At 72.6% G+C, this 23,024-nt stretch carries 21 protein-coding genes; 5 read left to right on the plus strand and 16 right to left on the minus strand.

The genetic code is table 11. The features are described 5' to 3' along the window. Window positions 1-58 precede the first annotated feature (58 nt). Complete coding sequence (gene argS / locus ABEB00_RS02855) at window positions 59-1,819, plus strand: arginine--tRNA ligase (protein ID WP_345617204.1); 1,761 nt, start codon at window positions 59-61, stop codon at window positions 1,817-1,819. 47 nt (window positions 1,820-1,866) lie between these two features. Here the strand turns inward: argS and ABEB00_RS02860 are convergent, their stop codons facing one another. Further along, complete coding sequence (locus ABEB00_RS02860; protein ID WP_345617206.1) at window positions 1,867-3,105, minus strand: aminotransferase-like domain-containing protein; 1,239 nt, start codon at window positions 3,103-3,105, stop codon at window positions 1,867-1,869. Window positions 3,106-3,188: 83 nt separating this feature from the next. Further along, window positions 3,189-4,436, minus strand: coding sequence for a helix-turn-helix domain-containing protein (locus ABEB00_RS02865; protein ID WP_345617233.1), 1,248 nt, complete (start codon window positions 4,434-4,436; stop codon window positions 3,189-3,191). A 229-nt stretch (window positions 4,437-4,665) separates the two neighbouring features. Here ABEB00_RS02865 and ABEB00_RS02870 point away from each other — a divergent pair, with 229 nt between their 5' ends. Beyond that, a complete protein-coding gene (locus tag ABEB00_RS02870; protein ID WP_345617207.1) occupies window positions 4,666-5,403 on the plus strand; it encodes a DUF4232 domain-containing protein in 738 nt (245 codons plus the stop codon). On the opposite strand, the gene hemB is transcribed toward ABEB00_RS02870, so the two are convergent. From hemB to ABEB00_RS02900, 6 genes are all read right to left on the minus strand, one after another. Further along, entirely contained in the window at window positions 5,397-6,392 is a 996-nt protein-coding gene (hemB, locus tag ABEB00_RS02875) for a porphobilinogen synthase (protein WP_345617208.1), read from the minus strand. The genes ABEB00_RS02870 and hemB overlap by 7 nt on opposite strands. Window positions 6,393-6,523: 131 nt before the next feature. Further along, window positions 6,524-8,233 carry a bifunctional uroporphyrinogen-III C-methyltransferase/uroporphyrinogen-III synthase gene (locus tag ABEB00_RS02880; protein WP_345617209.1) on the minus strand — a complete coding sequence of 570 codons (1,710 nt, stop codon included), beginning with the start codon at window positions 8,231-8,233 and terminating at the stop codon, window positions 6,524-6,526. Beyond that, window positions 8,230-9,240 carry a hydroxymethylbilane synthase gene (gene hemC, locus ABEB00_RS02885; protein ID WP_345617210.1) on the minus strand — a complete coding sequence of 337 codons (1,011 nt, stop codon included), beginning with the start codon at window positions 9,238-9,240 and terminating at the stop codon, window positions 8,230-8,232. The genes ABEB00_RS02880 and hemC overlap by 4 nt, the downstream gene beginning before the upstream one ends. Beyond that, on the minus strand, window positions 9,237-10,949 hold the full coding sequence (locus ABEB00_RS02890; protein ID WP_345617211.1) for a glutamyl-tRNA reductase: 1,713 nt from the start codon (window positions 10,947-10,949) through the stop codon (window positions 9,237-9,239). The genes hemC and ABEB00_RS02890 overlap by 4 nt, the downstream gene beginning before the upstream one ends. Continuing rightward, on the minus strand, window positions 10,946-11,701 hold the full coding sequence (locus ABEB00_RS02895) for a redox-sensing transcriptional repressor Rex (protein WP_345617213.1): 756 nt from the start codon (window positions 11,699-11,701) through the stop codon (window positions 10,946-10,948). The genes ABEB00_RS02890 and ABEB00_RS02895 overlap by 4 nt, the downstream gene beginning before the upstream one ends. Window positions 11,702-11,985: 284 nt before the next feature. Next, a complete protein-coding gene (locus ABEB00_RS02900; protein WP_345617214.1) occupies window positions 11,986-12,282 on the minus strand; it encodes a glutaredoxin family protein in 297 nt (98 codons plus the stop codon). 171 nt (window positions 12,283-12,453) lie between these two features. Here ABEB00_RS02900 and ABEB00_RS02905 point away from each other — a divergent pair, with 171 nt between their 5' ends. The 3 genes from ABEB00_RS02905 (at window position 12,454) to ABEB00_RS02915 (ending at window position 16,056) form a co-directional block, all read left to right on the plus strand. Beyond that, entirely contained in the window at window positions 12,454-13,371 is a 918-nt protein-coding gene (locus ABEB00_RS02905; RefSeq protein ID WP_345617215.1) for an HAD family hydrolase, read from the plus strand. 351 nt (window positions 13,372-13,722) lie between these two features. Continuing rightward, entirely contained in the window at window positions 13,723-14,568 is an 846-nt protein-coding gene (locus tag ABEB00_RS02910) for an ECF subfamily RNA polymerase sigma factor, BldN family (RefSeq protein WP_345617216.1), read from the plus strand. Window positions 14,569-14,820: 252 nt separating this feature from the next. Then, entirely contained in the window at window positions 14,821-16,056 is a 1,236-nt protein-coding gene (locus ABEB00_RS02915) for a DUF5667 domain-containing protein (RefSeq protein ID WP_345617217.1), read from the plus strand. Between the two features lie 98 nt (window positions 16,057-16,154). On the opposite strand, the gene ABEB00_RS02920 is transcribed toward ABEB00_RS02915, so the two are convergent. The 8 genes from ABEB00_RS02920 to ABEB00_RS02955 form a co-directional block, all read right to left on the minus strand. Then, the gene (locus ABEB00_RS02920) at window positions 16,155-17,189 is read right to left on the minus strand and encodes a lysophospholipid acyltransferase family protein (protein WP_345617218.1); all 1,035 of its coding nucleotides are present in this window, start codon (window positions 17,187-17,189) and stop codon (window positions 16,155-16,157) included. A 14-nt stretch (window positions 17,190-17,203) separates the two neighbouring features. Beyond that, window positions 17,204-18,268, minus strand: coding sequence for an NAD-dependent epimerase/dehydratase family protein (locus ABEB00_RS02925; RefSeq protein WP_345617219.1), 1,065 nt, complete (start codon window positions 18,266-18,268; stop codon window positions 17,204-17,206). A gap of 183 nt (window positions 18,269-18,451) precedes the next feature. Further along, window positions 18,452-18,550: a 30S ribosomal protein bS22 gene (locus ABEB00_RS02930; protein WP_003948845.1), complete on the minus strand. Its 99-nt coding sequence runs from the start codon at window positions 18,548-18,550 to the stop codon at window positions 18,452-18,454. A gap of 111 nt (window positions 18,551-18,661) precedes the next feature. Beyond that, on the minus strand, window positions 18,662-18,871 hold the full coding sequence (locus tag ABEB00_RS02935; protein ID WP_320783200.1) for a helix-turn-helix domain-containing protein: 210 nt from the start codon (window positions 18,869-18,871) through the stop codon (window positions 18,662-18,664). A gap of 129 nt (window positions 18,872-19,000) precedes the next feature. Further along, window positions 19,001-19,816 carry a phosphatase gene (locus tag ABEB00_RS02940; protein WP_345617220.1) on the minus strand — a complete coding sequence of 272 codons (816 nt, stop codon included), beginning with the start codon at window positions 19,814-19,816 and terminating at the stop codon, window positions 19,001-19,003. Window positions 19,817-19,889: 73 nt separating this feature from the next. Continuing rightward, complete coding sequence (locus ABEB00_RS02945) at window positions 19,890-21,065, minus strand: acetoin utilization protein AcuC (protein ID WP_345617221.1); 1,176 nt, start codon at window positions 21,063-21,065, stop codon at window positions 19,890-19,892. Continuing rightward, window positions 21,016-22,224, minus strand: coding sequence for an MFS transporter (locus tag ABEB00_RS02950; protein WP_345617222.1), 1,209 nt, complete (start codon window positions 22,222-22,224; stop codon window positions 21,016-21,018). Before ABEB00_RS02950 ends, ABEB00_RS02945 begins: the two co-directional genes overlap by 50 nt. Before the next feature lie 74 nt (window positions 22,225-22,298). After that, on the minus strand, window positions 22,299-22,943 hold the full coding sequence (locus ABEB00_RS02955) for an HAD family hydrolase (protein ID WP_345617223.1): 645 nt from the start codon (window positions 22,941-22,943) through the stop codon (window positions 22,299-22,301). Window positions 22,944-23,024: the final 81 nt, after the last annotated feature.

The raw sequence follows: 23,024 nt of genomic DNA on the forward strand, positions 1-23,024 counted from the left end.
CCCCATGGGATACTGGCCGGGTCCAGCCACACCCACGAGGAGAACGGCACCCCTTCCTATGGCCTCGGTCACGTCCCTCAGCGACTCCGTCCAGCAGCAGCTCGCGTCCGCGCTCTCCGCTGTCCGGCCGGAGGCCGCCGGCGCGGACCCGCTGCTGCGCCGGAGCGACCGGGCGGACTACCAGGCCAACGGCATCCTCGCGCTGGCCAAGAAGGCGAAGGCCAACCCGCGCGAGCTGGCCGCCGAGGTCGTCGCCCGCCTCACCACCGGCGCGCTCCTCGCCGAGGTCGAGGTCTCCGGCCCCGGCTTCCTGAACATCACGGTCGGCGACCGGGCGATCACCGAGACGCTCGCCGCGCGCTACGCGGACGACACCGGCCGGCTCGGTGTGCCCCGGGCCGCCGAGCCGGGCACCACGGTGATCGACTACGCGCAGCCCAACGTGGCGAAGGAGATGCACGTCGGCCACCTGCGCTCCGCGGTGATCGGCGACGCGGTCCGCCAGATCCTGGAGTTCACCGGCGAGACGGTGGTGCGCCGGCACCACATCGGCGACTGGGGCACCCAGTTCGGCATGCTCATCCAGTACCTGGACGAGCACCCGCACGAGCTGGACCACGGCGGCGAGGTCAGCGGCGAGCAGGCGATGTCCAACCTGGACCGCCTCTACAAGGCCGCGCGCAGGCTCTTCGACTCCGACGAGGAGTTCAAGACCCGGGCCCGGCGCCGGGTGGTCGACCTCCAGGCGGGCGACGCGCACACCCTCGCCATCTGGCAGAAGTTCGTGGACGAGTCGAAGATCTACTTCTTCTCCGTCTTCGAGAAGCTGGACATGGAGGTCCGCGACCCCGACATCGTCGGCGAGTCCGGCTACAACGACATGCTCGCGGAGACCTGCCGTCTCCTGGAGGAGAAGGGCGTGGCCGTCCGCTCGGAGGGCGCGCTCTGCGTCTTCTTCGACGACGTCCTGGGCCCGGACGGCAAGCAGGTCCCGCTGATCGTGCAGAAGTCGGACGGCGGCTACGGCTACGCGGCCACCGACCTCTCCGCGATCCGCGACCGCGTCCTCGGCCTGAAGGCGGACACCCTCCTCTACGTGGTCGACGCCCGCCAGTCCCTGCACTTCAAGATGGTCTTCGAGACCGCCCGCCGGGCCGGCTGGCTGAACGACGACGTCACCGCCGTCCAGCTCGCCTTCGGCACGGTCCTCGGCAAGGACGGCAAGCCGTTCAAGACCCGCGAGGGCGAGACGGTCCGCCTGGTCGACCTCCTCGACGAGGCCATCGACCGCGCCTCGGCGGTCGTCCGGGAGAAGGCGCGGGACCTGTCCGAGGAGGAGATCGCCGAGCGCGGCACCCAGGTGGGCGTCGGCGCGGTGAAGTACGCGGACCTGTCGACGTCGGCCAACCGCGACTACAAGTTCGACCTGGACCAGATGGTCTCGCTGCACGGCGACACGTCCGTCTACCTCCAGTACGCGTACGCCCGGATCCGGTCGATCCTGCGCAAGGCCGGTGCCGCCCGCCCGGAGCCCCGGCCCGAGCTGGAGCTGACGCCCGCGGAGCGCGCCCTCGGCCTGCACCTGGACTCCTTCGCGGCGACGGTGGCGGAGGCCGCCAAGGAGTACGCCCCGCACAAGCTGACGGCGTACCTGTACCAGCTCGCCTCGCTGTTCACGACGTTCTACGACAAGTGCCCGGTGCTGAAGGCCGAGACGCCCGAGCAGGTGGCCAACCGCCTGTTCCTGTCCGACCTCACCGCCCGCACCCTGCACCAGGGCATGTCCCTGCTGGGCATCCGGACGCCCGAGCGCCTCTGAGCACCGGCCGGTTCCGGCGCTCGGTCCGCACCGGCCGGTTCCGGCGCTCAGACCGCCCGCAGCGCCTCCCCCAGCCTGCGCAGCCCCTCCGCGATCTCGTCCGGCGTCTGCGTCACGAAGCAGAGCCGCATCGTGGCGCGGTCCGGCTCCCCGGCGTGGAAGGGCGCCCCGGGCACGTACGCCACCTCGTGCCGGACGGCCCGGGGGAGCAGGGCCGCGGTGTCGTACCGCTCGGGCAGCCGCACCCAGAGGAACATGCCGCCCTCCGGCCGGGTCCACCACGAACCGGCCGGCAGCGCGTCCGGCAGCGCGGCGAGCATCGCGTCCCGGCGTTCCCGGTAGGCGCCGGCCACCCGGCGGACGTGGGCGTCCAGGTCCCGGTCGGCCAGATAGCGGGCGGCGGCGAGCTGGTTGACGGTCGGGGTGTGCAGGTCGGCGGCCTGCTTGGCCACCGTGCAGGCCCGCAGCAGCGCGGCCGGCGCCCGCAGCCAGCCCAGCCGCAGACCGGGCGCCATCACCTTGGAGAAGGAACCGAGCAGCACGGTCCGGTCCCGGGCGCCCTCGTACGAGGCGATCCACGGCACCCGCTCACCCTCGAACCGCAGCTCCCCGTACGGATCGTCCTCCACGATCCACAGTCCGCGCCGGGCGGCCACCCGGGCCAGCGCGGCACGCCGCTCGGCGGGCATGGTGCGCCCGGTCGGGTTCTGGAAGGTGGGGACGGTGTAGAACAGCTTGGGGCGCTCGCGCACCACCAGCTCCTCCAGCGCCGCCGGGTCCACCCCGTGCTCGTCGCCGGGCACCGCGACCACCCGCGCCCCCGCGAAGCCGAACGCCTGGAGCGCGGCGAGATAGCAGGGGTCCTCCACCAGGACCGTGTCACCCGGTTCGAGGAGAGCGGTGGCCAGCAGCGACAGTGCCTGCTGCGAACCGGTGGTGACGAGCACGTCGTCGGGGCCGGTGGCCAGACCGCGGGCCGAGGTGCGGGCGGCGAGCGCGGTGCGCAGCGCGGGCTCGCCCTCGGTCGTGGAGTACTGCAGCGCCCGCCCCGGACACTCCGCGAGGACCGCCCGGAACGCGGTGGCCATGCCCTCCGCGTCGAACAGTTCCGGCGCCGGCAGCCCGCCCGCGAAGTTGACGACCTCGGGGCGGGCGGTGACGGCGAGGATGTCCCGTACGGCCGAACCGCCGACCGCGCGGGCGCGCGCGGCGAGCGGCGGGACGGGGGCGGAGGCGCTCGCGGCTGCGGCTGCGGTGGTGGCGGTGGCTGGTTCGGAGACGGTCATGGCCGCAGCCTAGAGAGATACGTGCCCTCGCCACGGACGTTTCCGTGATCCGGACGCCGCGGCGAACCGCCCGCTCAGGTCCCTCAGGACGGGACGGTCGTCCCCTCCGGCACCCACTTCTCGCCCCCGAGCGGGAACTCGTACGCGGGCCGCCCGTTGTTGCCGCTCGTACGGAACGGCTGCCCGCCGTCGTCGACCCGGAGCGTGCCCCGCCGGGAGCCGCTGGACCACTTCAGCTCCAGGTACCAGTCGACGTCGTAGGCGGAGGCGTCGGCGGTGATGTGGTACACCTCCGGGTCGGACTCGGACACCTTGAACGGGAAGTCGGCGCCGCCCTCCTGCGGGACGACGCCGGGCCGGGCGGCGTCGAGGGCGACGGTGAAGGAACGGGTCGGCACCCCGCCGCCGCAGCCGACGCCGGGGTACCCCATGACGTAGTCGTTCCAGGCGAGCGGCGCCCGCTTGCCGGCCACGCGCACACTGAGGCTCTCCACGACCACCGTCCGCTCCCCGGTGCCCTGCACGGTGAGCGTCACGTACTGCTCGCCCGAGGGGACGGCACCCACCGCCGCCACCCAGGCCGGCGCGTCCTGCCGCAGCGGCGGCTCCTTCACCTCCGTCGACGGCCGGTCCACCAGATAGCGCATCCCGCAGGTGCTCTCCCAGTCGTACGGCTGGACGCCCACGGTCAGCGGAACGCCCGAGGCGCCGTCGTCCGCACCCCCGGCGCCCGCGGTCGCCGACGGTCGCGCCGCGCCCCCCTGCCCCTCCCCGCTCCCCTCCGTCCTCGTCGGCGCGGCAGAGGGAGAGACGGAGGAGGAGGCGGACGGCGAGGCACTGCGCGACGGCGACGGCGACGCCGACCGCGACGCCGCGTCCCGCTCCGTCTCCGCTTCCACGGCCGCACCCGCGGCGCCCCGCCGTTCGTCGTCCGAGCCGCCGGGCGGCAGGTGCACGGCGAGTACGACCGCACCGACGACGGCCGCCACGGCGATACCCACGACGACTGCGGTACGGGTACGGGTACGGCGCCGGTCCGGCGGTTCCTCGGGGGCGGGGCCGTCCGACACGGGTTCCCCGGGGGCGGACTTGCGCCCCCGTGTCGCGTCCGCCAGCACCCACCGCCGGTGCAGCTCCACCAACTCCTGCGGCGTCGCCTTGCACAGCCGGGCCAGCCGCTCCACGGGCGCGTAGTCGGTGGGCACCGCGTCCCCGTTGCAGTACCGGTGCAGCGTCGACGTACTCATGTGGAGCCGCTTGGCGAGCGTCCCGTAACTCAGCCCGGAGCGCTCCTTCAGCTCGCGCAACCGCGCCGCGAACTCACCCGCCATGCCGTTCTCCAGTCCCCCACCCGCCACGTCTCCTCCGTCCCCCGCATCCCATTCCCCCGTTCCAGGGCAAGGGTGTTTCCGCAGGTCAAGGCCGCTACCAGCGTTCCACCGTCCCTGATCGGCCGCTTGGTCTGGCGGCCGGGACGGATCGCCGCGCAAGCTCTGGTCATCCAAGCACGCCGCTCCCGGCGGCCGCACCGATCACCCCGCCACGAGAGGCAGATCTCCCATGCGCACGTTCCGCACCGCCCGCCGCCGCTCCCCCGTCCTCGCCGTGACCGGCATCGCCCTCGCCGCCCTCGCCCTGACGGCCTGCGAGGACGGAACGGGCACCAGGGACGAGGGCGCCCCCCAGCCCTCGGCGACGACCTCGACGGCCCCGACCGCCCCGGCCACCGGAAAGACGAACACCCCGGCCACCGGCCAGCACCCGGCCTCGAACACGACGGACACAAGGGACGCGACGGACACGCCGAACCAGCCGAACACGTCGGACAGGACCGGCTCCGGCGCCGCCCCCGACCCGAACGCCCCGGCGAACCGCGTCCTGTGCAACGGCTCGAACCTCACCGTGACCGCCGAGCCGGTTCCCCGCCCGCTCAACCACCTGCTGATCACGGTGAAGAACACCGGGTCGAAGACCTGCGACCTGATGTACTTCCCGCACCTGCGCTTCGACGGGATGCAGTGGGTGCCCGACGCGGTCGCGGAGTCCAAGCCCCAGGCGGTGACGACCCTGCGGCCCGGCGACTCCGGTTACGCGGGCGTCCTGCTGTCCGCCGCGGACGGCAGCGGCGACGCCGGCACCACCGCGAGGGAACTGACGGTCCGCTTCCAGGGCGCCGGTCCCGGCAGCGACGGCGGCGCCGCGGCCACCCCGGCCCTGCCCGCGGACGGCGTCCACTACGACAGCTCGCTGCGGGTCACCTACTGGCAGTCGGACCTCGCCGACGCCCTCGCCTACTGAGCCAGACCGCGGGCCACCTCGGTGGCCCAGTACGTCAGGATGTTGCGCGCGCCGGCCCGCTTGATGCCGGTCAGGGACTCCATGATCGCCCGGTCGCGGTCGATCCAGCCCTTCTCGGCGGCGGCCTCGATCATCGCGTACTCACCGGAGATCTGGTACGCGGCGACGGGCACGTCCACCGCGTCCGCGACCTTGGCCAGGATGTCGAGGTAGGGCCCGGCCGGCTTGACCATCACCATGTCGGCGCCCTCCTCCAGGTCCAGTGCCAGCTCCCGCAGGGACTCGCGCGCGTTGGCGGCGTCCTGCTGGTAGGTCTGCCGGTCCCCCTGGAGCGAGGAACCGACGGCCTCGCGGAAGGGCCCGTAGAAGGCGGACGCGTACTTGGCCGTGTAGGCGAGGATCGCGACGTCCTCCCGGGAGATCTGGTCCAGGGCGTCCCGGACCACCCCGATCTGACCGTCCATCATCCCGCTGGGGGCCACGATGTGCGCGCCCGCGTCGGCCTGCACCTGCGCCATCTCGGCGTACCGCTCCAGCGTGGCGTCGTTGTCGACCCGCCCGTCGGAGTCGAGCACACCGCAGTGCCCGTGATCGGTGAACTCGTCCAGGCAGAGGTCGGACATGACGAGCAGTTCGTCCCCGACCTCGGCCCGCACGTCCCGCAGCGCGACCTGGAGGATGCCGTCCGGGTCGGTGCCCACCGTCCCGTTCGCGTCCTTCTTCGCCTCCTCCGGCACACCGAAGAGCATGATCCCGGAGACCCCGGCCGCCACCGCCTCGGCGGCGGCCTTCTTCAACGACTCCCGGGTGTGCTGCACGACGCCCGGCATCGCGCTGATGGGGACCGGCTCGCTCACGCCCTCGCGCACGAAGGCGGGGAGGATGAGATCGGCGGGGTGCAGCCGGGTCTCGGCGACCATCCGACGCATGGCGGGGGTGGTGCGAAGCCGCCGCGGCCGGCTGCCGGGAAAGGATCCGTACGTCGTCATACACCTACGCTACGCCCGCCCGGACCGTGCCTTTGCCGACGCACGGTCGGTCCCGGCCGGCCCGCCCCGCCGCCCGCCGGACAGCGCGAAGGCGGGGCGCTCCCGCAGGAACCGCCCCGCCCCGCCGCACCTCAGGTGGTGGTGGACCGCCGCCGCCGCGACCCCGGCCGCCGCTCGCTCGGCCGCGTCACCGGGTCCCCGGCCTCCAGCGCCGCCGTCCGGCGCCGGGTACCGAAGTCCGCCAGCGCCGCCGCCAGCTTGAGCACCGACGGCTCGGGGGCCATCACGTCGACCCGCAGCCCGTGCTCCTCGGCCGTCTTGGCCGTGGCGGGGCCGATGCACGCGATCACCGTCACGTTGTGCGGCTTGCCCGCGATACCGACCAGGTTGCGCACCGTGGACGACGAGGTGAACAGCACCGCGTCGAAACCGCCGCCCTTGATCGCCTCCCGGGTCTGGGCCGGCGGCGGCGAGGCGCGCACGGTCCGGTAGGCGGTGACGTCGTCGACCTCCCAGCCCAGCTCGATGAGACCGGCCACCAGCGTCTCGGTGGCGATGTCCGCGCGCGGCAGGAAGACGCGGTCGATCGGGTCGAAGACCGGGTCGTACGGCGGCCAGTCCTCCAGCAGACCGGCGGCGGACTGCTCACCGCTGGGCACCAGGTCCGGCTTCACGCCGAAGGCGACCAGCGCCCTCGCGGTCTGCTCGCCCACCGCGGCGACCTTGATCCCGGCGAAGGCACGGGCGTCGAGCCCGTACTCCTCGAACTTCTCCCGGACCGCCTTCACCGCGTTGACCGAGGTGAACGCGATCCACTCGTAGCGGCCGGTCACCAGGCCCTTGACCGCGCGCTCCATCTGCTGGGGCGTGCGCGGCGGCTCGACGGCGATGGTCGGCACCTCGTGGGGCACCGCCCCGTAGGACCGCAGTTGGTCGGAGAGCGACACCGCCTGCTCCTTCGTGCGCGGCACGAGCACCTTCCAGCCGAAGAGCGGCTTGGACTCGAACCACGAGAGCTGGTCGCGCTGGGCGGGGGCGGAACGCTCACCGACCACGGCTATCACCGGCCGGCCGCCGTCCGGCGACGGCAGCACCTTGGCCTGCTTCAGCGTCTGCGCGATGGTGCCGAGGGTGGCGTTCCAGGTGCGCTGCCGCGTCGTCGTACCGCCGACCGTGACCGTCATCGGGGTGTCCGGCTTGCGCCCCGCCGACACCAGCTCCCCGGCGGCGGCCGCCACCGAGTCCAGCGACGTCGAGACGACGACCGTGCCGTCGGAGGCGCCCACCTCGGACCAGCAGCGGTCCGAGGCGGTACGGGCGTCCACGAACCGGACGTCCGCGCCCTCGGCGTCCCGCAGCGGCACACCGGCGTACGCGGGCACGCCGACGGCGGACGCGATGCCGGGCACCACCTCGAAGGGCACCCCGGCGGCGGCGCACGCCAGCATCTCCTCGGCGGCGTACGTGTCCAGCCCGGGGTCCCCGGACACGGCACGCACCACCCGCCTGCCGCCCCGCGCGGCCTCCATGACAAGATGTGCGGCATCCCGCACGGCGGGGACGCTCGCGGTGGTCGACGCACCGTCAACTACCGCTAGCTGAGGCGTGCCTGTGCCCGCGAACGGGCCGCCGGAGGCATCCGGATCGGTGTGCACCTCGGCGACGCCCCGCCTGGCGTGCGTCCGTACGACGTCGAGCACCTCGTGCTCGGCGACGAGGACGTCCGCGTGCGAGAGCGCCTCGACGGCGCGCAGAGTCAGCAGTCCCGGATCTCCGGGTCCGGCACCCAGGAAGGTGACGTGCCCGTGTTCAGGACCGGCGGGAAGAGTGGTGGGGCTCACTGTGCTCGCTCCCCCATCAGACCGGCCGCGCCCTGGGCGAGCATCTCGGCCGCGAGTACGCGTCCGAGTGCCAGTGCCCCCTCGTGTGTGTCGGGCACGGGACCGGTGGTGGACAACTGCACCAGCGTCGAGCCGTCGGTGGTACCGACGACGCCGCGCAGGCGCATTTCCTTGACAATCTGCCCGTCGGTCCGGGAGTCCCCCCGCTCCAGCGGAGCCGAGAGTGGGGGCACATCGGCCAGCGCCCCCACAGGGGCACTGCAGCCGGCTTCCAGAGCGGCGAGCAGGGCGCGTTCGGCGGTCACGGCGGCCCGGGTGAGCGGGTCGTCGAGTTCACCGAGCGCGGCGATCAGCTCTGCGTCACCCGCAGTGCACTCGATCGCCAGTGCCCCCTGGCCGGGGGCGGGCAGAATCGTGTCGACCGACAGGAAGTCGGTCACCTCGTCGCTGCGGCCGATCCGGTTGAGTCCGGCGGCGGCGAGCACGACGGCGTCCAGCTTCCCGTCGCGGACATACCCGATGCGGGTGTCCACATTGCCGCGGATCGGAACCGTCTCGATCTCCAGGCCGTGCGCGCGGGCGTACGCGTTGAGCTGCGCCATGCGCCGGGGTGCGCCGGTACCGATGCGCGCGACCCCCGTCGGGGAGGACGCGATCAGGTCGGTGAACTTCAGCGCGTCCCGGGCGACGAGCACGTCACGGGGGTCCTCGCGCTCCGGAACGGCGGCCAGGACCAGTTCCGCGGGCTGCGCGGTCGGCAGGTCCTTGAGCGAATGAACCGCGAAGTCCACCTCACCCCGCAGCAGCGCCTCTCGCAGCGCGGCCACGAACACCCCCGTGCCGCCGATCTGCGCGAGGTGCTCGCGCGAGGTGTCGCCGTAGGTGGTGATCTCGACCAGTTCGACAGGCCGTCCGGTCACCTGGCTCACGGCGTCCGCCACCTGCCCGGACTGGGCCATGGCGAGTCTGCTCCGCCTGGTCCCCAGCCTCAGTGCCTTCTCAGTCATGCCGGCCCTCGGTTCTTCTCAGTGCTGTTCCCGGCCCGGGAGACGGAGGCCACCGTCTCGGGGTCGAGGTCGAACAGGGTGCGCAGCGCGTCCGCGTACCCGGCGCCGCCGGGCTCGGCCGCGAGCTGCTTGACCCGTACGGTCGGCGCGTGCAGCAGCTTGTCCACCACGCGCTTCACGGTCTGTGTGATCTCGGCGCGGTGCTTGTCGTCCAGGCCGGGCAGCCGGCCCTCCAGCCGGGCGATCTCGCCGGCCACCACGTCGGCGGCCATGAGGCGCAGCGCCACCACGGTGGGGGTGATGTGCGCGGCCCGCTGGGCCGCGCCGAACGCGGTGACCTCGTCGGCGACGATCCGCCGGACCAGGTCGACGTCGGCGGCCATCGGCGCGTCGGCGGAGGCGTCCGCGAGCGACTCGATGTCCACCAGGCGGACCCCGCCCAGCCGGTGCGCGGCGGCGTCGATGTCGCGCGGCATGGCGAGGTCGAGGAGGAAGAGGACGGGTTCGGGGCGCGGGACCTCGGCGACGGCCTCGGGGCGGCGCCGCTCGGGAATCCGGCCGGCGGTCGCGGCCGTCGCGGCGAGCGCGGTGATCAGCTCGGCGTCCGCGGTCGGGCCCGGCCGCCCGGCCTCGCGGGTGCGGACGGCGCCCGCGGCGGACGTACTGCCCGCGGCCCAGGCCGCGTGCTGCTCCAGCGTCGCCGCGTCCATCCCGGCCACCGCCGCCTCCCCCATCACGGAGAAGCCGGAGGGCACGGCGGACAGGTCGAGCGGGCAGCCGTCCTCGGCGCCCACGCTCGCGGGCGGCGCCGCCGCCTCGCCGGTCGTACGGCGGTCGTCGGTCGCCGCGACCGAGGCGGGCTCCCCGGTGCGGCCCTCGACGGCCGCGACGACGGCGTCGGCGGTGAGCACCAGGCCGGTCGCGCCGGTACAGGAGACGGCCACGTCGGCACGTGTCAGCTCGGCCGGCACCGCGTCCATCGGTACCGCTCGGGCCAGCACGTCCGGGTCGTCGCCTGCGCCCAGGATGCGGGCGAGGCGCTCGGCGCGGTCGAAGGTGCGGTTGGCGACCACGATCTCGGCGATCCCGGCCCGCGCCAGGGTGGCGGCGGCCAGCGAGGACATCGAGCCGGCGCCGATGACGAGGGCCCGCTTGCCCCGGGCCCAGCGCCGCACGTCCGCGCCGGCGGCGAGCTGTTCCAGGCCGAAGGTGACCAGGGACTGCCCGGCGCGGTCGATCCCGGTCTCGGAGTGGGCGCGCTTGCCGACCCTGAGCGCCTGCTGGAACAGGTCGTTCAGGAGCCGTCCGGCCGTGTGCAGGTCCTGCGCCCTGGCCAGGGCGTCCTTTATCTGGCCGAGGATCTGGCCCTCGCCGACCACCATCGAGTCCAGCCCGCAGGCCACCGAGAACAGGTGGTGGACGGCCCGGTCCTCGTAGTGCACGTAGAGGTACGGAGTCAGCTCCTCCAGCCCGACACCGCTGTGCTGGGCGAGGAGCGTGGACAGCTCGGCGACACCGGCGTGGAACTTGTCCACGTCCGCGTACAGCTCGATGCGGTTGCAGGTGGCGAGGACCGCGGCCTCGGCGGCCGGTTCGGCGGCGACCGTGTCCTGCAACAGCTTGACCTGCGCGTCCGCGCTGAGGGAGGCCCGCTCCAGCACGCTGACCGGCGCGCTGCGGTGGCTGAGTCCGACGACCAGGAGGCTCATGCCGGCATCACGGCGGGGACGTCCCCGTCGGGTCCCTTGTCGGCGGGCTGCTTGCGGGCGGCGACGGCCGGCATGGTGTCGGCGGCCTCCTCGCCGGCCTTGCGCTGCTCGTGGAAGGCGAGGATCTGCAGCTCGATGGAGAGGTCGACCTTGCGCACGTCGACGCCGTCGGGGACGGTCAGCACGGTCGGCGCGAAGTTCAGGATGGAGGTGACACCGGCGGCCACGAGCCGGTCGCAGACCTGCTGGGCGGCGCCGGCCGGGGTCGCGATCACACCGATCGAGACGCCGTTGTCCTGGATGATCCGCTCCAGCTCGTCGGTGTGCTGCACCGGCATGCCGGCCACCGGCTTGCCGGCCATCTGCGGATCGGCGTCGATGAGGGCGGCGACCCGGAACCCGCGGGAGGCGAAACCGCCGTAGTTGGCGAGCGCGGCACCGAGGTTGCCGATTCCCACGATCACCACCGGCCAGTCCTGGGTCAGACCCAGTTCGCGGGAGATCTGGTAGACGAGATACTCGACGTCGTAGCCGACGCCCCGGGTCCCGTAGGAACCGAGGTAGGAGAAGTCCTTGCGCAGCTTCGCGGAGTTGACTCCCGCCGCGGCCGCCAGCTCCTCGGAGGAGACCGTGGGCACCGAGCGCTCCGACAGTGCGGTGAGGGCTCGGAGGTACAGCGGAAGCCTGGCGACGGTGGCCTCGGGAATTCCTCGGCCACGGGTCGCCGGTCGGTGTGTTCGGCCAGTTGCCACGGTGCTCCTGCGGGTAGAGCGGGGCCCTAGGCGGTCATACGTCCCCACATGACCGCCCCGTCGAATGCAGGCTATGTCTTTGTGAACGCGTGCACAAAGATGGTGTCCGATTTGCCCGGCCAACGTGACCGGGGTCACGCGCCCCCGGCGCGCGACTGGGGAACCGGTGCGCCCGCACACTCGTTCCTCTCCTATTGGGGGCAAAGCCGTACACGCTCCTCACGATCAACGCCCCCGAGACCAAGTCGCCATCGATCCTAAGCGACCATCCGGATTACCCGGACTTACTCCGTCTCGTCGGTCAGTGCCTTGCGCAGGCGTTCCTCGTTCACCCGCCAGAAGGTGTGCTGCCTGCCGTCGACGAGCACGACGGGGATCTGTTCCCAGTACTCGTCGTGCAGCCGGCGGTTCTCGGTGATGTCCTGGGACTCCCACCGGACCCCCAGGTCGGCACAGACCTTCTCGACGACGAGCTGTGCGTCATCACACAGGTGGCAGCCAGGTTTGCGGATGAGGGTGACGAGATGAGGCTCAGGACGCGGCGGCGTCTTTCTGCGGAGGACGGGGCTCATGCCCGCCATTCTCGCGCGGCCCGGCGCCGCGGGAACCCCCGCGACGGCGGCGGGACTCCCCGTCCGGCCGGACCGACACGCGGGCCGGGCACATTCTTTAACGACCCGGTCGCGGAGAGTTCACAGCCTCCCAACCTCTCGACTCCGGAACACCCGAACAAACTGGCTATGCTCACGGACATGGCCGCTCTCGGATGGCTCACTCCCCGTAGGCGTTCCGCCACGGCGCGGAGCGTGTTGGCAGGCGAGGCCTCGGCGGAGGCCGCCCGCAAATCCAGCCAGGACCTTCCCGTCTCCGCCAAGGACCCGGACTTCCCCGTCCACGGCGACGACCGCGCGGCCGCCTTCTTCGACCTCGACAACACCGTCATGCAGGGCGCCGCGCTCTTCCACTTCGGCCGCGGCCTGTACAAGCGCAAGTTCTTCGAGACCCGCGACCTGGCCCGCTTCGCCTGGCAGCAGACCTGGTTCCGGCTGGCCGGCTTCGAGGACCCCGAGCACATGCAGGACGCCCGCGACGCGGCCCTGTCGATCGTCAAGGGCCACCGCGTCTCCGAGCTGAAGTCGATCGGCGAGGAGATCTACGACGAGTACATGGCCGAGCGGATCTGGCCGGGCACCCGCGCGCTGGCCCAGGCGCACCTGGACGCGGGCCAGAAGGTCTGGCTGGTGACGGCGGCACCGGTGGAGATCGCCCAGGTGATCTCCCGCCGCCTCGGCCTGACCGGCGCGCTGGGCACGGTGGCGGAGTCGATCGGCGGCGTCTACACCGGCAAGCTGGTCGGCGAGCCCCTGCACGGCCCCGCCAAGGCGGAGGCGGTCCGCGCCCTGGCGGCGGCGGAGGGCCTGGACCTGACCCGCTGCGCGGCCTACAGCGACTCCCACAACGACATCCCGATGCTGTCGCTGGTCGGCCACCCCTACGCGATCAACCCGGACTCCAAGCTGCGCCGGCACGCCCGCGACCTCGACTGGCGGCTGCGCGACTACCGCACCGGCCGCAAGGCCGCCAAGGTCGGCATCCCGGCCGCGGCCGGCGTGGGCGCGGTGGCGGGCGGCACCGCCGCCGCGATCGCCCTGCACCGGCGCCGCCGGTGAACCCCGGTGTCGGAAGTTGACGCCTTGATGCCGCCGGCCCCGTTCGCCGGCCAATCCGTCTGACGTACCCAGGCGGCGCCCGCCTCAGTCCCCCAGCACCCACCCGGCCACAAGTTGTCTCGGAGCCATCCGAAAATCGGGCCCTTCCGATCAGAAATCGATCACTCTCCGGTACCGGATCGGCCGTCATTCGGTTACAGAAGCGACGTAACCGACGATTTGAGCAACTGGGTGTAGCAGAGCCTGCACGAAGCGTTATTCTCCTCAGACGCATTCCGGTACCCCTCCGTCGCCACGGCGGGTGAAAGGTCCCGCACTGCACGTGATGGAAGCTCTGCCTCTGGGAGTCCCGTGTACCCACACGTCGGGGTTGACGCCTCGGGCCTGGCTACGCTGCGCGCAACGGTCAACACGCTTCACGACCTGTTGCGCGACTTCGTCCCCACCGCGTACGCCGTCCCCGCCCCCGTCCCCGCCCTCGCCCTCGCGACCGCCCCCGTCGGTCCGTGCTACGCACTCGCCGACAGCCTCGAACAGGGGTCGGCGCGCAGCGCCGTGGTCGGCGGACGGCGCTCCGGCGACGGGCGGGAGTCCGGCAGACGCGGGCGGCCGTCCGGGACGGCCGCCCGGCGCCCGGCCGCGGACAGCGACAGCGCCCGGATGATGGACCTGGTCGAACGTGCCCAGGCCGGCGAGGCCGACGCCTTCGGGCGTCTCTACGACCAGTACAGCGACACCGTGTACCGGTACATCTACTACCGCGTGGGAGGCAAGGCCACCGCCGAGGACCTGACCAGCGAGACCTTCCTGCGCGCCCTGCGCCGCATCGGCACCTTCACCTGGCAGGGCCGCGACTTCGGCGCCTGGCTGGTGACGATCGCCCGCAACCTCGTCGCCGACCACTTCAAGTCCAGCCGCTTCCGGCTGGAGGTGACCACCGGCGAGATGCTGGACGCCAACGAGGTCGCGCGCTCCCCCGAGGACTCCGTCCTGGAGTCCCTCTCCAACGCCGCCCTGCTCGACGCGGTACGACGGCTCAACCCTCAGCAGCAGGAGTGCGTGACGCTCCGCTTCCTCCAGGGCCTCTCCGTCGCCGAGACCGCCCGCGTGATGGGCAAGAACGAGGGCGCCATCAAGACCCTCCAGTACCGGGCCGTCCGCACCCTCGCCCGGCTGCTGCCGGACGACGCCCGCTGACCGCCCGGCCCCGCCGGGGCACCGCCACCGTGCGCGGCCGCCAAGTCACCACCGGTGAGACACCGTTGGCTCCGCCCACCACTCGCCCGCCGTCCGTAACCCAAGTGCCGTACCGCTCGTTGTGCCGGTGCAGGCTCCCTGTGGTCACTCCCCGGCCGATTTCGATCACACGATCGTGTGGTCACGGCCGGGGAGTGCAACCCTCAGGACCCCCTGGGGAGCCGACCGTGATGACGAGAGGAGGTGCCGCCAGTGATCGCGAACGTATCGGCGCACCGGCGGGCGAACGCCTTCGCCCAGGCTCTGGAGGAGCAGTCCGATCGGGGCCCGGTGGCCGAGCAGTCCGAGGGACCGGCACCGGCCGAGGCGGCGGACCAGACCGAGCAGGGCCGGCTGACGGCCCTGACCACCGGTCTCGACACGCTGCCCAAGCCGACGCTGGACCCCGAGGTCAAGGTCGTCCAGCGCGCCCAGTTGGTGGCCGCGTTCGAGGCCATGCTCCAAGAGGGCACCGCCCTGGGCGGAACGGCGAATCCGGCCATGCCCGAGCAGCGCCGCGCCCGCGGCGCCCACCGGGCGACCCCGCTCAAACGCTTCCGCCCCCGCACCCGGCTGGCCAAGGGCCTGACCGCGGGCGGACTCAGCGTCGGGGTGGCCGCGGGAGCCTTCGGCGGAGTGGCCGCGGCCAGTTCCGACGCCCTGCCCGGCGACGGGCTCTACGGACTCAAACGCGGCATCGAGGACTTCAAGCGCGGCCTCGCCGAGAGCGACGACGAACGCGGCCGGGCCTACCTCGACCAGGCGTCGACCAGACTGAGCGAAGCCCGCCGGCTGATGGAACGCGGACGCGGCGGCCGGCTCGACCACGAGTCCCTCGGCGAAGTACGCCGCGCCCTGTCCGGGATGCGGCACGACGTCTCCGAAGGCCACCGGCTGCTCAGCGAGGCGTACGCCCGGGACCCCGACTCGCTCGGCCCGATGCGGGCGCTCTCCGCCTTCTCCCACTCCCACCGCGAGGCCTGGGGGGCGCTGCGCGACCGGCTGCCCGTGCAGCTCGGAGACGTCAGCGAACAGGTGTCGTCGGTGTTCGACGCCATGGATCAGGACGTGGCCCCGCTGCAGTCCCTGCTCCCCGCGCCACCGGCGCGGGGCGGCGGCGAGCGGCGGGACGGCACCGGCCCGTCCACCACCCGCCCGCCCGGCTCCAGCCACCCGGCCGCCCCGAGCACCGGCCGCAGCGGCACCTCCGACCACGGACACCCGGACGGCGGCAAGAGCCCCGGCCAGTCCACCGACTCCGACCGCCCCGAGGACGACGGCCTCCTCGGCGGCAACACCGGCGGTCTCCTCGACCCGCCGAAGGACAGCGACCCCGCGTCGCCGTCCACGGGAAGCAGGACGCCCGTCCCCGAGCCGGACGTCACCCTCCCGCCCCTCCTCCCGGGCCTCCTCCCCGGCCTCGGCATCGAGGACGAGGACACGGACTGACCCACCCCGAGCGGTTACGGCGGTGGCGGCGCCCCTCCCGACGAGGACGCCGCCACCGCCGTAACCGGTCAGAAACAGCCGTAACCGGTCAGGGCCGGTCAGAAGAAGACCGACCGGCGCTGCACCAGCAGTTTGTAGAGCGTGTGCTGGATCTGCTCCCGCACCTGGTCGGTCAGGTTGAACATCAGCATCGGGTCCTCGGCCGCCTCCGGCGGATAGCCGTCCGTGGGGATCGGCTCACCGAACTGGATCGTCCACTTCGTCGGCAGCGGCATCACCCCCAGCGGACCGAGCCACGGGAACGTCGGCGTGATCGGGAAGTACGGAAAGCCCAGCAGCCGCGCCAGCGTCCGGGAGTTGCCGATCATCGGATAGATCTCCTCCGCCCCGACGATCGAGCACGGCACGATCGGCGCCCCCGCGCGCAGCGCCGTCGAGACGAACCCGCCCCGGCCGAACCGCTGCAGCTTGTACCGGTCGCCGAAGGGCTTGCCGAGGCCCTTGAACCCCTCCGGCATCACCCCCACCAGCTCTCCCTGGTCCAGCAGGCGGGCGGCGTCCTCCGCGCAGGCCAGGGTGTGACCCAGCTTGCGGGCCAGTTCGTTGACGACCGGCAGCACGAAGACCAGGTCGGCCGCGAGCAGCCGCAGATGCCGGCCGGCCGGATGGTTGTCGTGGACGGCGACCTGCATCATCAGGGCGTCCAGCGGCAGCGTCCCCGAGTGGTTGGCGACGATCAGCGCGCCGCCCTCGGACGGGATGTTCTCCACGCCCTTCACCTCGACCCGGAAGTACTTCTCGTACACCGGCCGCAGCACGGACATCAGCACCTGGTCGGTCAGCTCGGCGTCGTACCCGAAGTCGTCGACCTCGTACTCGCCGGTGAGGCGGCGGCGCAGAAAGGCCAGCCCGCCCGCGAGACGCGCCTGAAGGCCGCCGTCGTCCTCCTGCGGCTCCCGCTCCCCGTCCCGCTCCCCGTCCCGCCCCGCGGGCAGCGGCTGCACCTCGTGGACCGGGGTGGCCTCCCCGGCGCTTCTGCGCCGGCTCCCCGCGCCCCGGCGACGCGGCGGGCGCGACGCGGCGCCCGGCCGGGAACGGTCGTCGTCGAACGGAATGACCTTGGCGTCCGCCATCGTTGATGCGCTCCTCAGTTGGCGCTCTGCGTCGGGGTGGGGTGACCGCCGCCCGCGAGGGGCAACGCCGCGACCCGGTCCACGGCCGCCGCCACGGCCTGCGGCGGGAGCAGCCCGGGGCCCCGGCCGCGCGCGAAGTCCGCGAACGTCTCGGCGGTCGTGCGGGTCGGCCGGAAACCCAGCGTCTCGCGCATCTGCGTGGTGTCCACCACCCGGCCGTGGGTGAGCAGCCGTATCTGCTCGGGTGAGAAATCCGTCACCCCCAGCGTACGCACCAGCGAGCCCGCCCAGGTGACCGCGGGAAGCGGCAGTGGCACGGTGGGCCGGCCGAGCCGCCGCGAGCACTGGGAGAGCAGCAGGACACCGTCCCCGGCGATGTTGAAGGTGCCGCTGTTCAGCGTGGCCCGGCGCGGCTCGTGCGAGGCGATCCGCAGCACCTCGATCGCGTCGTCCTCGTGCACGAACTGCAGCCGCGGGTCGTAACCGAGCACCGTCGGCAGCACCGGCAGCGAGAAGTACGAGGCCAGCGGGGTGTCGGTGAGCGGGCCCAGGATGTTGGCGAACCGCAGCACGCACACCGCGACGTCCGGCCGGCGCCGGGCGAAGCCCCGCACGTACCCCTCGACCTCCACGGCGTCCTTGGCGAAGCCGCCGCTGGGCAGGGACTTGGCCGGGGTCGTCTCCGTGCACACCGCCGGGTCGCGGGGCGCGGACCCGTAGACGTTCGTACTGGACTTCACCACCAGCCGCCGCACGACCGGCGACTTCTGGCAGGCGCCGAGCAACTGGAGGGTGCCGATGACGTTGGTCTCCTTGACCGACGTACGGCTGCCGCTGCCCAGCGGGGTGCCGGTGACGTCCATGTGCACGACCGTGTCGGCACCCGTCTCGGCGAGCACCCGCGCGATGGTGGGCTGGCGGATGTCGGCCTGGACGAAGTCGGCGCCGCCGAGGTGGTGCTCGGGCGGGACCGCGTCCACCCCGACCACCCGGTCCACGTCCGGGTCCCGCCGCAGGCGCCGCACGAACCGGCCCCCCAGTTGACGGGCCACCCCGGTCACGAGCACGACCTTGCCCAAGATCAGCGCCTTCCTTCCGCCAGGGGAACCCGCCGGCAGAGCCCCTCGGTACCCTGCCGCGTTCCCCGCCAGAGGGCCAACCTAGCCGGTCGGCGCCGCCCTGTGACGACGGCCGGGCACGACTGTGGCCCTCCACCGGAACCGGTGGAGGGCCACATGCCACGCTTCGTCGCGTCGCGTCGCCTACTTCTTGTTACGACGCTGCACGCGCGTGCGCTTGAGCAGCTTGCGGTGCTTCTTCTTAGCCATCCGCTTGCGCCGCTTCTTGATAACAGAGCCCACGACTACCCTCGCTCACTTCTCATCACTCGGTTGTTTGGGCGCCATGGGCCCACACGACCTACGAGGGCTTAGCCTACCCGTCCGAGCGCTGAGGTCGTAATCGAGGGGCCGTCAGGCCGTGTCCACCCCCACGAAGCTCTCGCGGAGGTACTCGTGAACCGCGTTCTCGGGGACGCGGAAGGACCGCCCCACCCGGATCGCGGGCAGATGACCGCTGTGCACCAACCGGTACACGGTCATCTTCGACACTCGCATCACCGAGGCGACCTCCGCCACGGTAAGGAACTGAACCTCGCTCAGAGGCCTCTGGTCTGCAGCCATGACACACCTGAACCTTCCGCACTCGACGGCCGCCGGCTTCCCCTTCCGGTGACTCTTCGTCGCTGCGTGCTCACTCCCCAATGTAGGTGCGGGTGATGCGAGTGGGGAAGAGGTGCACGCATCGGCGTCCTACTGGGACAGACACGCTCGTTTGAGTACGTAGCGGGTAAGCGGCAGGTAGTAATCGGACCGCACGCCGTCATCAAGTGGAACGACGACGGACACCGACCCCTCTGCCTGCCCCACGAAGAGGGCGGGGTCGTCCGTATCAGCGAGACCGATGGCCTCGAACCCTAGCTGACCTGCTCCGCAGACCCATCCGTGGTCTCCGATCACCAGCTCCGGCAGGCCCTCTCCCGCCTCTGCCGCACCGGCCAGAGCGGTCCGAACCGGGAGCGGCGAGTGGGTGTGTGCGCCGGGCTCACCACCGGAGCGTTCACCGGTGTCCTCCCGGACCAGCGCGACGCCTCGTACGTAGTCGAGGTTGTGCGTACGTAGACCGAACCGGGTCGTTATGTCGACACGACGACCCTGCGCCGGGGTGAGGACAGCACATCCCGCCGTCGACAAAGCGTCCGCGAGAGCGGCGTAGAAACCGAGCAGACAGTGCGGATGCCCGGTGCCGAGGAGCACCGGGGCGCGGTCCCGGGCCGCCGCGGCCAGCCGGCCGGCGAAGGCGTCCAGCGCGGACAGCGTCCGGCCGGGGTCGATGACATCCTGCCCCGAAGTGTGCCGCGGGTCGGCCGAAACGCCGCACCTGTCCGCCATCAGACCGAGCAGATCCCGGTGCGGCCAGGCGCCCTCGGGATCGATCCCCATCATCGCCCGCGGGTCCCGGGCGGCGAACAGGCGGTAATTGCGCAGGCTGACCTCCCGCGAGGTCGCCACCACCCCGGCGAGACGGGCCTTCAGCAGATGAGCACGGAGCTGCCCGGGGGTCACCACCCCCCGATCCTCCCGGACCCGCCTTCCCCGCACCGCCGAACCGGCCGGGGCCCCACATCCGGCGTAACGCCCGTCACGCCAGCAGCCCCCGCAGCGGGAACACCGCCCGCCGGGCCGCCAGCACCGCCTGATCCACCCGGTCCGCGGGGTCGTACCCCGCCTCCCAGGGCGCCCACCCCACCGGCCACCGCCCGTCGGTCATCCGCATCGGCCCCGGCTGCCGGGTCCGCGCGTACACCTGCTGCCGCCACCCCTCGGGAATCACCGTCTCCGGCTCCACCGGGCGCCCCGCCGCGACCGCCACCAGATGCGTCCACGACCGCGGCACCACGTCCACCACCGCGTATCCGCCTCCGCCCAGCGCCACCCAGCGCCCCCCGGCGTGCTCGTGCGCCAGCTCGTGACAGGCCACCTGCACGGCCCGCTGCGCGTCCAGCGACACCGCGAGGTGCGCCAGCGGATCCTCGAAGTGGGTGTCCGCCCCGTGCTGCGTGACCAGCACCTGCGGCCGGAACTCCGCCACCAGCTCCGGCACCACCGCGTGGAACGCGCGCAGCCATCCCGCGTCCCCCGTGCCGGCCGGCAGCGCCACGTTCACCGCGGAGCCCGCCGCGGCACCGGCCGCCCCCGTCTCCTCGGGCCATCCCGTCTGCGGGAACAGCGTCCGCGGATGCTCGTGCAGGGAGATCGTCAGGACCCGCGGGTCCTCCCAGAACGCCGCCTGCACCCCGTCCCCGTGGTGCACGTCGACATCCACGTACACCACCCGCTCCGCGCCCAGCTCCAGCAGCCGGGCGATGGCGAGCGCCGCGTCGTTGTACACGCAGAACCCCGAGGCCGCCCCCGGCATCGCGTGGTGCAGGCCGCCCGCGAAGTTCACCGCGTGCAGCGCCTCCCCGTGCCACACCGCCTCCGCCGCCCCCACCGACTGCCCGGCGATCAGCGCCGACACCCCGTGCATCCCCGCGAAGGCGGGATCGTCGACCGTCCCCAGTCCGTACGACCCGTCGGCCGCCGCCGGATCCGCCGACGCCGCCTTCACCGCGTCGATGTAGTCCGGCCGGTGCACCAGCTTCAGCGTCGACTCGCCGGCCGCCTTCGCCGCGACCACGTCCAGCGCCCGGTCGAGGCCGAACGCGTCGACCAGCCGTCTGGTCAGGTCGAGCCGTACCGGGTCCATCGGATGCTCGGGACCGAAGTCATAGCCCGTTACCGCCTCGTCCCACATCAGCCGTGCGCGACCGCTCATGCCCGCCACCGTATCGGTCCGGTTCACTCTCGAACGACCGGGCGTACACCAGTGTCACCAGCACCAGCGCCATCGGTACGAGCATGGCGCCGCGGTAGCTCCACGCGTCCCCCAGCGCCCCCACCAAAGGCGAACCGACCAGGAAGCCCACGTAGTTGAAGACGTTCAGCCGGGCGACCGCCGCGTCCGACCGCCCGGGAAAGAGTCGGCCGGCCGCCGCGAACGTCTGCGGCACCAGCACGCACAGTCCGAGTCCCAGCAGCGTGAAACCGCCCATGCCCAGCCACGGCCCGGACGCCCCCGCCACCACGGCGAACCCGGCCGCCGCCACCAGCGCCCCCGCCCGCACCACCGCCGCGGCCCCGAACCGCCGCACCCCGAGGTCCCCGACGGCCCGCCCCACCAGCGTGGTCACCATGTACACGTTGTACGGCACGGTCGCGAGTTGCTCGGAGCTGCCCAGCACGTCCTGGAGGTACTTGGCACTCCAGTTGGAGACCGTCGAGTCCCCGATGTACGCGAACGCCATCACCAGGCACAGCGGCAGCAGCATCCGGAAGGACACGCCCCCGCCGCCGGCCTTCCCTTCCGCCGGGGCCGGGTCACCGTCGACGTAACCGCGGCTTCCCACCAGTACCGCCGGCAGCAGCACCGCCACCACCGGCAGGTACGACACCCACAGCGCCAGCTCCCAGTGCGCCCCCGCCCAGGCCAGCGAGGCCCCCAGCACCCCGCCCAGGCTGTACGCGGCGTGGAACCCGAGCATGATGCTCCGCCCGTACGTCCGCTGCAGGCTGACCCCGAGCATGTTCATCGAGGCGTCCAGTGCCCCGACCGCCAGCCCGAACGCGGCGAGCGCGACGGCCAGCACGACCATCCGCTGCCCGAGCCCCACTCCGAGCAGTGCCAGCAGCACCACGGGCTGCGACCACCGCAGTACCCGGCTCGGCCGCACCGTCCGCACCAGCTTCTCGGTGACCACACTTCCGACACCCGCCAGTACGGGTACGGCCGCCAGGAAGGCCGGCAGCAACGCGTCGGAGACGCCGTACCGGTCCTGGATGGCCGGGATCCGGGTCACGAGCAGCGCGAAGGCGACGCCCTGGGCGAGGAAGCCGAACGCCAGCGAGGCCCGGCCGCGCCGCAGTAGATCCGTCATGGCGGCGAGCGTAGGGCCCGCGACCACGGCTGGATAGATCCAGGACGAGCGTCCCGACCTGCCGGTACCGGTTGTCAGACCAGCAGGCCGGGCAGCTCCGCCATGTCGTCGAAGAGCCGCTGGGCTCCGCCGAGCCGGGCGGCCGGCGTCATCGCGGTGAACCCGAGGACGTCCATCCCGGCGGCGACCGCGGCCCGCACGCCGAGCGGGCTGTCCTCGACCACGACGCACCGCTCCGGCGCGACCCCCATCCGCTCGGCCGCGTACCGGAAGAGGTCCGGCGCCGGCTTGCCCCGCCCCACGTCCTCGGAACTGAAGATCCGCCGGTCGTCGAACCACCGGTCCAGGCCGGTCTTCCGGTGCCCGACCCGGATCCGCTGATGGCTTCCCGAGGAGGCGACGCAGTACGTGACCCCGTCCGCGGCGAGCTTCTCCAGCACCCCGGGGACTCCGGGTACCGGCTCCAGGTCGCGCGCGAAGGCGGCGAAGACCCGCCCGTGGAAGACCTCGTCGAAGTCCTCCGGCAGTTCCTGCCCGGTACGCTCCCGGATCAGGTCGTGGACCCGGTGCAGGGCGGCCCCCATGTAGTCCCGCAGCGAGTCCTCGTACGACGTCGGATGTCCCAACTCGCTCAGATAGCCGGCGAGCAGCCGATTGGAGATCGGCTCGCTGTCCACGAGGACACCGTCGTTGTCGAAGATAACCAGGTCGTAGCGCATGACCCCGACACTAAACGACACCAAACGGCCCCGGAAATGCGGAAAGCCCCGCATCATAAGATGCGGGGCTTTCCCCAAAAA

The sequence above is a fragment of the Streptomyces ziwulingensis genome (assembly GCF_039542605.1).
GTDB classification, from domain to species: domain Bacteria; phylum Actinomycetota; class Actinomycetes; order Streptomycetales; family Streptomycetaceae; genus Streptomyces; species Streptomyces ziwulingensis.

Excerpts from the sequence above, each read along its gene's own strand:
- argS (WP_345617204.1), top strand. The coding sequence starts at position 59 with ATGGCCTCGGTCACGTCCCTCAGCGACTCCGTCCAGCAGCAGCTCGCG.
- ABEB00_RS02860 (WP_345617206.1), bottom strand. The coding sequence starts at position 3,105 with ATGACCGTCTCCGAACCAGCCACCGCCACCACCGCAGCCGCAGCCGCG.
- ABEB00_RS02865 (WP_345617233.1), bottom strand. The coding sequence starts at position 4,436 with ATGGCGGGTGAGTTCGCGGCGCGGTTGCGCGAGCTGAAGGAGCGCTCC.
- ABEB00_RS02870 (WP_345617207.1), top strand. The coding sequence starts at position 4,666 with ATGCGCACGTTCCGCACCGCCCGCCGCCGCTCCCCCGTCCTCGCCGTG.
- hemB (WP_345617208.1), bottom strand. The coding sequence starts at position 6,392 with ATGACGACGTACGGATCCTTTCCCGGCAGCCGGCCGCGGCGGCTTCGC.
- hemC (WP_345617210.1), bottom strand. The coding sequence starts at position 9,240 with ATGACTGAGAAGGCACTGAGGCTGGGGACCAGGCGGAGCAGACTCGCC.
- ABEB00_RS02890 (WP_345617211.1), bottom strand. The coding sequence starts at position 10,949 with ATGAGCCTCCTGGTCGTCGGACTCAGCCACCGCAGCGCGCCGGTCAGC.
- ABEB00_RS02900 (WP_345617214.1), bottom strand. The coding sequence starts at position 12,282 with ATGGCGGGCATGAGCCCCGTCCTCCGCAGAAAGACGCCGCCGCGTCCT.
- ABEB00_RS02905 (WP_345617215.1), top strand. The coding sequence starts at position 12,454 with ATGGCCGCTCTCGGATGGCTCACTCCCCGTAGGCGTTCCGCCACGGCG.
- ABEB00_RS02920 (WP_345617218.1), bottom strand. The coding sequence starts at position 17,189 with ATGGCGGACGCCAAGGTCATTCCGTTCGACGACGACCGTTCCCGGCCG.
- ABEB00_RS02935 (WP_320783200.1), bottom strand. The coding sequence starts at position 18,871 with ATGGCTGCAGACCAGAGGCCTCTGAGCGAGGTTCAGTTCCTTACCGTG.
- ABEB00_RS02945 (WP_345617221.1), bottom strand. The coding sequence starts at position 21,065 with ATGAGCGGTCGCGCACGGCTGATGTGGGACGAGGCGGTAACGGGCTAT.
- ABEB00_RS02950 (WP_345617222.1), bottom strand. The coding sequence starts at position 22,224 with ATGACGGATCTACTGCGGCGCGGCCGGGCCTCGCTGGCGTTCGGCTTC.
- ABEB00_RS02955 (WP_345617223.1), bottom strand. The coding sequence starts at position 22,943 with ATGCGCTACGACCTGGTTATCTTCGACAACGACGGTGTCCTCGTGGAC.